Source organism: Longimicrobiaceae bacterium (genome assembly GCA_035696245.1).
Lineage (GTDB): Bacteria > Gemmatimonadota > Gemmatimonadetes > Longimicrobiales > Longimicrobiaceae > DASRQW01.
The window spans coordinates 1-9,172 of sequence record DASRQW010000274.1 but is presented as its reverse complement, the minus strand read 5'-3'; the positions used below and the strand labels follow the sequence as shown (position 1 = coordinate 9,172).

The 9,172-nt window shown below is 70.7% G+C and carries 5 protein-coding genes; 3 read left to right on the top strand and 2 right to left on the bottom strand.

Going from position 1 to position 9,172, the window contains the following annotated elements; all coding sequences use genetic code 11:
* Positions 1-29 precede the first annotated feature (29 nt).
* On the bottom strand, positions 30-2,414 hold the full coding sequence (locus VFE05_12805; protein ID HET6230944.1) for a glutamine--tRNA ligase/YqeY domain fusion protein: 2,385 nt from the start codon (positions 2,412-2,414) through the stop codon (positions 30-32).
* Positions 2,415-2,609: 195 nt separating this feature from the next.
* On the opposite strand from VFE05_12805, the gene VFE05_12800 reads away from it, so the two are divergent.
* Positions 2,610-4,976: an oligopeptide transporter, OPT family gene (locus VFE05_12800; GenBank protein HET6230943.1), complete on the top strand. Its 2,367-nt coding sequence runs from the start codon at positions 2,610-2,612 to the stop codon at positions 4,974-4,976.
* A gap of 222 nt (positions 4,977-5,198) precedes the next feature.
* On the opposite strand, the gene VFE05_12795 is transcribed toward VFE05_12800, so the two are convergent.
* The gene (locus VFE05_12795) at positions 5,199-5,768 is read right to left on the bottom strand and encodes a hypothetical protein (GenBank protein HET6230942.1); all 570 of its coding nucleotides are present in this window, start codon (positions 5,766-5,768) and stop codon (positions 5,199-5,201) included.
* Between the two features lie 471 nt (positions 5,769-6,239).
* Between VFE05_12795 and mutS the strand changes: the two genes are divergently transcribed.
* Positions 6,240-8,825 carry a DNA mismatch repair protein MutS gene (mutS, locus tag VFE05_12790; protein HET6230941.1) on the top strand — a complete coding sequence of 862 codons (2,586 nt, stop codon included), beginning with the start codon at positions 6,240-6,242 and terminating at the stop codon, positions 8,823-8,825.
* Positions 8,822-9,172: energy transducer TonB (locus VFE05_12785; GenBank protein ID HET6230940.1), on the top strand; the 351-nt coding region annotated here is incomplete at its 3' end. The genes mutS and VFE05_12785, both read left to right, overlap by 4 nt.

The window sequence follows — 9,172 nt, the reverse complement described above, 5'->3', positions numbered from 1 at the left end:
GGCCATCTTCAGTTCTCGTTCAGGTTCGGCTAACGGAGCCGTTCTTCCAGCATCTGCTTGACCATCTCGGGGCTGGCGGCCTTGCCTGCGGGGGTGCGCATGACCTGGCCCACGAAGAAGCCGAGGAGGCCCGTCTTGCCGGAGCGGTACTCGTCCGCCTTGGCGGCGTTGGCGGCGACCACCTCGTCGATCACGGGGGCGAGCGCGCCCGGGTCGCTCACCTGGCGCAGCCCCAGCGACTCGACCAGGTCCGCCGGGCGGCCGCCGTTCTTCGCCATCTCCGCGAGCACCGTGCGGCCGGCGCTGGCGGAGATCGTCCCGTCCTCCACCAGTGCCACCAGCTCGCCAAGCTCGCGCCCCGCGAACGGCAGCGCGTCCGACGCGCGGCCCGCGGTCTCGCGCGTGAGCTCGTGGATCACCCAGCGCGCCACGCCCTTGGCCGAGCCGCCCGCGGCGACGGCGGCGTCGAACAGGTCGGCCGTGGACGCGTCGCGCGTGACCCAGTCCGCGTCCGCCACGGTGAGGCCCAGCTCGGCCGCGTAGCGCGTGCGGCGCGCCTCCAGCTCCGGCGGGCGCGAGGTGTCGTGCACGGCGGCCTTGGGCGCGCGGGGCTGACCCGCATCCGACGAACCCGGCTCGGCCTTCGGCGGCTTCTTCTCGGCCTTTGGCTGCGGCTTCGGCGCCTCGGCGGCCTTCGCCCAGGTGTCGCGGAGCGTGACGGTGCGGTTGAAGACCAGCGCGCCGGGCCTGGAATCCACCGGGTCTGCGTAGAAGTAGCCCAGGCGCTCGAACTGGTAGCGGCTGCCGGGCTCGTCCGCCGCCACGCTGGGCTCGACTAGCGCGCCGGGGACGACCACGAGCGAGGCGGGGTTGAGATAGTCCTTGAAGTCGCCCTCGCCCGCGTCCGGGTCGGGCACGGTGAAGAGCCGGTCGTACAGCCGCACCTCGGCCTTCACGGCGTGCGCGGCGCTGACCCACTGGATGGTGCCCTTCACCTGCCGCCCTTCCGGCGTCGTCCCACCCCGCGTCCGCTCGTCATACGTGCAGCGCAGCTCCACGACCTCGCCCGCCGCGTCCTTCACCACCTCCTCGCAGCGGATCACGTACGCATACCGCAGCCGCACCTCCGCGCCCGGCGAGAGACGGTGCCATCCCTTCGGCGGCTCCTCGGCGAAGTCGTCGCGGTCGATGTAGAGCTCGCGGCCGAACGGAAGCATCCGCGAGCCTTCCTTCGGCACGTCGTGCGGCCAGTACGGCGCGTCCAGCTCCTCGGTCCGCCCTTCCGGATAGTTCGTCAGCACGACGCGGAGGGGATGGAGAACGGCCAGCACACGCGGCGCACGCTGGTTCAGGTCGTCGCGGATGGCGTACTCCAGCTTGCCGATGTCCACGCGGCTGTTGACCTTGGCCACGCCCATGCGCTCCCAGAAGGCGCGGACCGCCTCGGCCGTCACGCCGCGGCGGCGCAGGCCGGCGAGCGTGGGCAGGCGCGGGTCGTCCCAGCCGGTCACGTGGCCGCCCTGGACGAGCTGGAGCAGCTTGCGCTTGCTCATCACCGTGTAGTCCAGGTTGCCGCGCGCGAACTCGTACTGGTGCGGGCGCGCCGGCTCGCGGCCGCGCGAGCGCTCGAAGTCCTGCCAGTGCTCGATCGTCCAGTCGTAGACCGCGCGGTTGTTGTCGAACTCCAGCGTGCACAGCGAGTGCGTGATGCCCTCGATGGCGTCCTCGATGGGGTGCGCGTAGTCGTACAGCGGGTAGATGCACCAGCGGTCGCCGGTCCGGTAGTGGTGCGCGTGGCGGATGCGGTACAGTAGCGGGTCGCGCAGCAGCATGTTGGGAGATGCGAGGTCGATCTTCGCGCGCAGCACGTGCGCGCCATCCGGGAACTCGCCCGCGCGCATCCGCCGGAAGAGGTCCAGGTTCTCCTCCACCGAGCGGTCCCGGTGCTTCGTGGGGAACCCCGGCTCCGTCACCGTGCCGCGCGCCTCGCGGATCTCTTCCTCGGACGAGCTGTCCACGTACGCCGCTCCCCGGCCGATGAGGAACTCGGCGAAGGCGAACATGTCCTCGAAGTAGTCGGCCGCGTACAGCACCTCGCCGAACTCCGCCCCCAGCCAGCGCACCGTGTCGATGATGGACTGGACGTAGCTCTCGTCCTCCGTTTCGGGGTTGGTGTCGTCGAAGCGCAGGTTGAAGCGCCCGCCCGTCTCGGCCGCGATGCCGTAGTTGATGCCGATGGACTTGGCGTGGCCGATGTGCAGGTAGCCGTTGGGCTCCGGCGGGAAGCGCGTGACGATCTGCGAGTAGCGGCCCGCGCGGAGGTCTTCGGCCACGATGGCGCGGATGAAGTCCAGCCCGGCTGTTGGCGAGGCGCCCTCTTCCGGGGAGGCGGGGGTATGGTCGCTGGCGGTCACGTGTGCTCTTCCTGCGGCGGGTTCCAGGCCGGCCGCGCGCTCCCCGCGCGGCGGCGAATCGCGTAGAATAACGGCGCCGCGGGAAGCCGACAACTTGCCCGCGGCGGCTTTGCGCCTTAGTGTGCGGGGTCCCGCACACACGCTCCGCTCCCCGCGCAGCCACCCCTTCCGACCCGGCCCTTCTCCAGGAGCCCGATGAGCATCGCCGAAACCGAATATCCCGACATAGTTGGGGCACGGCCGGACCACCCCGAATCGTCCGCGTTCGACTCGTACATCCCCGCAGGCACCGAGATGCGCGAGCTGACGGTGCTGCCGCTCATCGTGGGCACCGTGCTCGGGATCGTGTTCGGCGCGTCGTCGCTGTACCTGGTGCTGAAGGTGGGGCTCACGGTCAGCGCCTCCATCCCCGTGGCCGTCATCTCCATCACGCTCTTCCGCCTGCTCTCCAAGCTGGGGCTGCGCGACGCGACGATCCTGGAGAACAACGTCGTGCAGACGGCGGGCTCCGCGGGCGAGTCCATCGCCTTCGGGGTGGGCGTCACCATGCCGGCCATCATGATCCTGGGCTTCAACCTGGAGATCACGCGGGTGATGCTGGTCGCCGTGCTCGGCGGCCTCCTGGGCATCCTGATGATGATCCCGCTGCGGCGCGCGCTCATCGTGCAGCAGCACGGCATCCTCAAGTACCCGGAGGGCACGGCGTGCGCGGAGGTGCTGAAGGCCGGCGCCTCGGCCGAGTCGCGGGCGGCGGCCTCGCCCGCGGCCAGGCGCGAGATGGAGGCGCTGGGCGGCGCGCAGACGAGCGCGAAGACGATCTTCACCGGCTTCGGGATCGGGCTGCTGTACAAGGCGGCGAACGTCGCCTTCCGCGGGTGGAAGGACACGCCGGAGAAGATCTTCGGCGCGCCGTTCGCGGGCGGCTCGGTCGCGGCGGAGATCTCGCCGGAGCTGCTGGGCGTGGGCTACATCATCGGGCCGCGCATCGCCAGCATCATGTGCGCGGGCGGCGTGCTGGCGTACCTCGTCCTCATCCCCGCCATCAAGTTCTTCGGCTCGGGGATGGCGGGGCCGCTGGCGCCCGGCACGGTGCCCATCAGCCAGATGTCGCCCGGCGAGATCCGCGGCGCTTACATCCTCTACATCGGCGCCGGAGCGGTGGCGGCGGGTGGCATCGTGAGCCTCATGCGGTCGCTGCCGACGATCTGGAGCGGGCTGAAGGAAGGGCTGAAGGACTTCCGCGGCGGGGCGGCGGCGCGGGCCGGCATGGTGCGCACGGACCGCGACCTGTCCATGAAGGTGGTGCTCATCGGCGCGGTCGTGCTCATCGCCGCCATCGTGGCGTCGCGCCCGCTGCACATGAACCTGCTGGGCGCATTCCTCATCGTCGTCCTCGGCTTCGTCTTCGTCACCGTCAGCTCCCGCCTCACGGGCGAGATCGGGTCGTCGTCCAACCCCATCTCCGGCATGACGGTGGCGACGCTGCTGCTCACCTGCCTCGTCTTCCTCGTGGTGGGGTGGACGGGGCCCACGTACTACGTGACCGCGCTGTCGGTGGGCGCCATCGTCTGCATCGCATCGTCCAACGGCGGGACGACTTCGCAGGACCTGAAGACGGGCTACCTCGTGGGCGCCACGCCGCGCAACCAGCAGATCGCCATCCTCATCGGCGCGCTCGCGTCGGCCCTCATCCTCGGCCCCATCCTGCTCAAGCTGAACGACGCGGCCACGGTGTACCTGCCGCGCGTGAGCCAGGAGCCGGTGAGCGACGAGTCCGGTGCGCCGCTGCACGCCATCGAGAACTGGCCGGCGGGGCTGAAGGCCAACCTGGCCGAGGTGACCGAGCACCAGACGTATCAGGGCCGCGACTACGGCGTGTGGCACAAGACGACCAGCGAGGGCGGCCCAGCCGCCAAGTACCTGGTGGACGCCGCGGGCACTCCGCAGATCCTGGCGGACCCCGGCATCAACGGCCTGCACCGCTACTCGGCCGACGGGCTGCACAAGGTCACGAAGTTCGACGCGCCCAAGGCGACGCTCATGTCGTACATCATCAAGGGCATCCTGAACCGGCAGCTGCCGTGGGGCCTGGTGATGCTGGGCGTGATGATCTCGCTGGTGCTGGAGATGTCGGGCATCCCGTCGCTCGCGTTCGCCGTGGGCGTGTACCTGCCGCTGTCGTCGTCCAGCCCCATCTTCATCGGCGGGATGGTACGCTGGCTGGCCGACCGGTACGTGCGGAGGAAGCACGCGGGCAAGGACCTGACGGAGGACCAGCTGGTGGCCGAGGGCGACAAGAGCCCCGGGGTGCTGATGGCGTCGGGCTACATCGCCGGCGGCGCCATCGCGGGCATCCTGATCGCGTTCGTGGCGGGCGTGCCGTTCATGGCGGACTTCAACGCGCGCCTGGACTCGTTCGCCGCGGGCAACCCGCTCGTCAGCGGGCCCAGTGCGGACCTGCTGTCGTGCATCCCGTTCGCCATCCTCACGCTCCTGCTGTACCTCGTGGGCCGCGAGGTGCTGCTGGCGCCGAAGGCGGACCGCCACGCCGACGTCCGGTAGTTGAACGTGCCGGCGGACGAGCGGAGATTCGGTAGATGAACGGCAGAAGGCCCGCTCCGGCGGGCCTTCTTGCATCGGGCAGGGTCCGTGGGATGCGCGAAGGGGAGCCGGGTGGCGCCGGCTCCCCTTCGTCGTGGGATTCATCCAACGTGCGCCAGCCGGCTTCACCTTCTCCCGCCGCGGCGGCCTTCGCACAACCGAGTAGGTGCCCGGCTTCGTGCGCTACGACGTGGCCGCCGTGGCACTGGAGAGGGTGGATTTGATGAACACCTTCAGCAGCTTCCGCACCGGATCCCAGATGTAGTGCGTGATCGTTCCGTTGTGGATGATCACGATGTGCCAGTAGACGTGCCCAGTTACCGGGTCCTTCGTGTAGGTGATCGTCACGCCGTCACCCGGCTGCCACGGGATGATGATCGGGTTGCCGCCGGGAACGAGCACCGTCACCGTTCCGCCGCCGCCGGTGATCGGGTGGAAGACCACCTGCGAGCCGTCCGTGGCCGTGAAGGTCAGCGAGCTTCCGGCGCTGGCTCCGGAAGTCGAGATCTGCGTGGTGTCCGTATCCGTCGACGATGCGGTGTCCACGGCCGTCGAGCCGGTGAACACGACGGTGTCGACGGCGGAGGAGGACGAGGTGCCCGTCGTGCCCGTCGTGCCGGCCGAGGTCAGCGTGCCGCTCCGCGCCCCGCCCGCCGGCCGCGCGAGGGTCGGCCCTTCACACGCCGCCAGCGTCCCGCCGAGCGCCACCACGACGAGGATTCCCAGCAGCTTCCGCCTGGATTCCATGTTCATCCGCTCCTCCTTCGCTGAGTGAGAGAAGAACCGCGTATCCCCAAGAAGCTCTTTCGGAGTCGGCGTGTCAACGTTTATGTCTTGTAAGGAGTGTAGACAGATCGTTTCCTCCCGTTCGGCGATTGGATGGCCGCAGCCCTCTCGTCGCCGGAACCCGTACGAAATATGAGAACGGATTGACGTTGGATCTTCCTCGTCAGGCGATCTCCCAGAGGCCGTGTCGTCCACAATCAGGCGGAAAAGCACATCCCGCGTCGCTGGGCCGATGTGATCGGCTTCGATGCGATGGGGCGGAAGGCCGGCGGGCACTCGGAGTCCGACGTCGCACTGGCGAAAGCGGAGGGATCGCCGGGATGCGCGGCGAATGCGGACGGCGGGTTGCTCCAAATGGGGACGGGGGCTAACTTTCCCCGTCTCCACACCTTTCCCGGCGCGGCCGGGCCCGGCGCAGCGAACCCCCACCGCTCCTGAATGGCGTCCGAAGACACCCCGCTCATGCTGCAGTGGCGCGAAGTGAAGGCGCGCCACCCGGATGCGCTGGTATTCTTCCGCGTGGGCGACTTCTACGAGCTGTTCAACGAGGACGCCGTGGAGGGCTCGCGGCTGCTCGACCTGACGCTCACGTCGCGCAACAACGGGGGCTCGCGCGCGCCGCTCGCGGGCATCCCCGCGCACGCGCTCGACGGCTACATGCGCAAGCTGGTGGCCGCCGGGCGCCGCGTGGCCATCTGCGACCAGGTGGAGGACCCCAGCCTCGCCAAGGGCCTGGTGCGCCGCGAGGTGACGGAGATGGTCACCCCCGGCACCGTGTTCAGCGACTCGCTGCTGGACTCGCGCCGCAACAACTTCCTCGTGGCCGTCGCCGGCGACGTGGCTGGCGAGGGAACCGTCGGCGTCGCCTCGGTCGACCTCTCCACGGGCGAGATGACGGTGCGGCGGGTGGACTGGAACGACCTGGGCGACGAGCTGGGCCGCACCGAGCCGGCGGAGATCCTGCTGCCCCGTACGTGGGAGCTGTTCCCGCTGCCCGGCGCGGGCTCCATTCCCCGCACCTACCGCGGGGACTGGATCTTCGACCCGCACACGGCGCGGGACGAGCTGCTGCGCCACTTCCGCGTCGCGAGCCTGTCCGGCTACGGGCTGGAGGCGGGCGACGACGCGCTGGTGGCCGCATGCGGCGCCCTCGTCAGCTACCTCGCGGAGGTGCAGCCGGCCGGCTTCGGCCCGCTCCGCCCGCCGCGGGTCGAAAGGCCGGGCGACGCGATGGTGCTGGACGAGATGACGCGCCGCAACCTCGAGCTGGTGGAGACGCTGCGCGGCGCCGGCCGCGAAGGCACGCTGCTGGGCGTGATCGACGAGGCGCTGACGCCCATGGGCGGCCGCCTCCTGCGCCGCTGGCTCCTCGCGCCTCTGGTGGACGCGTCCGCCATCAACGCACGACTGGACGCGGTCGAAGCGCTGGCGACGAACGAGGGCATGCGCCGCGGCGTCCGCGAGGGCCTCTCCACCGTGCGGGACCTGGAGCGGCTCGCCGTGAAGGTGGGCGGCGGGCGCGTGACTGCACGGGAGATGCTGGCGCTTTCCGCATCCATCGGGCGCGTCCCCGCCGTCCGCGACGCACTCTCCTCGGTCGAAGCCGGGCTGCTGGCGCGCCACCGCGACGGGCTCGATCCGCTGGACGAGCTGCGCGAGACGATCGACCGCGCGGTCGATCCAGACGCGCCGGCGGTGCTGGCGGACGGCGGCTACATCCGCAAGGGATTCGACGCGGAGCTGGACGACCTGCGCACGGTTCGCGACGGCGCGGTGGACTTCATCGCCCAGCTGCAGGCCCGCGAGCGGGAGCGGACGGGCATCGGGTCGCTCAAGGTGGGCTTCAACAAGGTCTTCGGCTACTATCTGGAGATCACGCGGACGCACGCGGAGAAGGTCCCCTCGGACTACCACCGCAAGCAGACGCTGGCGAACGCCGAGCGCTACTACACTCCCGAGCTGAAGGAGTGGGAGGAGAAGGTGCTGGGCGCCGAGGAGAAGATCGCCACGGTAGAGGCGCGCCTCTTCGCCGAGGTCCGCGCCGCCGTCGCCGCCGAGGTCCCGCGCATTCAGCGCCTGGCCGAGCACGTGGCCGCGGTGGACGTGCTCGCCGCGCTGGCGGACGTCGCCGTCCGCCGCGACTTCACGCGTCCCGTGGTGGACGACGGCTTCGCGCTGGAGCTCCGCGGCGGCCGGCATCCGGTCGTGGAGACGATGATGCCGCGCGAGGACTTCATCCCCAACGACGTGAAGCTGGACGAGACGGCGCGGGTGATGGTGCTGACCGGGCCCAACATGGCGGGCAAGAGCACCGTCCTGCGCCAGGTAGGCCTCGCCGTCCTGCTCGCCCAGATCGGCTCGTTCGTCCCCGCCCGCTCGGCGCGTGTGGGCATCGTGGACCGCATCTTCACCCGGGTCGGCGCGTCGGACAACCTCGTCCGCGGCCAGTCCACCTTCATGGTGGAGATGAACGAGACCGCCGCCATCCTGCACTGCGCCACCCCGCGCTCGCTCGTCCTCCTCGACGAGATCGGCCGAGGGACGAGCACGTGGGACGGGCTGAGCGTCGCGACGGCGACCACGGAGCACCTTCACGACGCGGTGGGGGCGAAGACGATCTTCGCCACGCACTACCACGAGCTGACGCAGCTTTCCGAGCGGCTGGACGGAGTGGTGAACTTCAGCGTGGCGGTGCGCGAGGTCGGCGACGACATCGTCTTCCTGCGGCGCCTCGTGGCCGGCGGCGCGGACCGCTCGTACGGCGTGGAGGTCGCGCGCCTGGCGGGCCTGCCGGAGAGCGTGGTCGCCCGCGCGCGCCAGGTGCTGCGCGAGCTGGAGGAGGGCGGCACGCACCCGGCTCCGCTGCCGCGCCCGGCGCCCGCGCCGGTGCAGCTTCAGCTCACCATCTTCGATCCCCCCGCGCACCCTTGCATCGAGCGGCTGCGCGAGACGGACGTGAACCGGCTGACGCCGCTCCAGGCCCTCTCGCTCCTCGCCGAGCTGGCGGAGACGGCGCGCGCATGAGCCCCGTCATCCTCCGTCCCATTCGCCTCGGCGCCGCCGTCCTCCTGGCCTTCTCGGCCGCGGCCGGGGGATGCACGCGCAATCGCGGGCCGGTGACGCCGCCGCGGCTGGTGACCTCGTCGCCCTTCCAGTACCCCGAGGAGCTTTGGGACGCGGGGGTGGAGGGCGAGACGACGTTGCGCATCCACGTGGGCACCGACGGCCTGGTGGATTCGGCGAAGGTCGACCGCTCCAGCCGCTATGCCGCGTTCGACTCGGCCGCGCTGGCGGGCACGCGCGCCCTGCGGTTCGAGCCGGCGCGGCGCGCGGGCGAGCCCGTGGCCGCGTGGTACCGGCTCCCCGTGCAG

What these genes read in the sequence shown, in the direction of transcription:
- VFE05_12800 (HET6230943.1), top strand. Translation starts at nt 2,610, where the DNA reads ATGAGCATCGCCGAAACCGAATATCCCGACATAGTTGGGGCACGGCCG.
- VFE05_12795 (HET6230942.1), bottom strand. Translation starts at nt 5,768, where the DNA reads ATGAACATGGAATCCAGGCGGAAGCTGCTGGGAATCCTCGTCGTGGTG.
- mutS (HET6230941.1), top strand. Translation starts at nt 6,240, where the DNA reads ATGGCGTCCGAAGACACCCCGCTCATGCTGCAGTGGCGCGAAGTGAAG.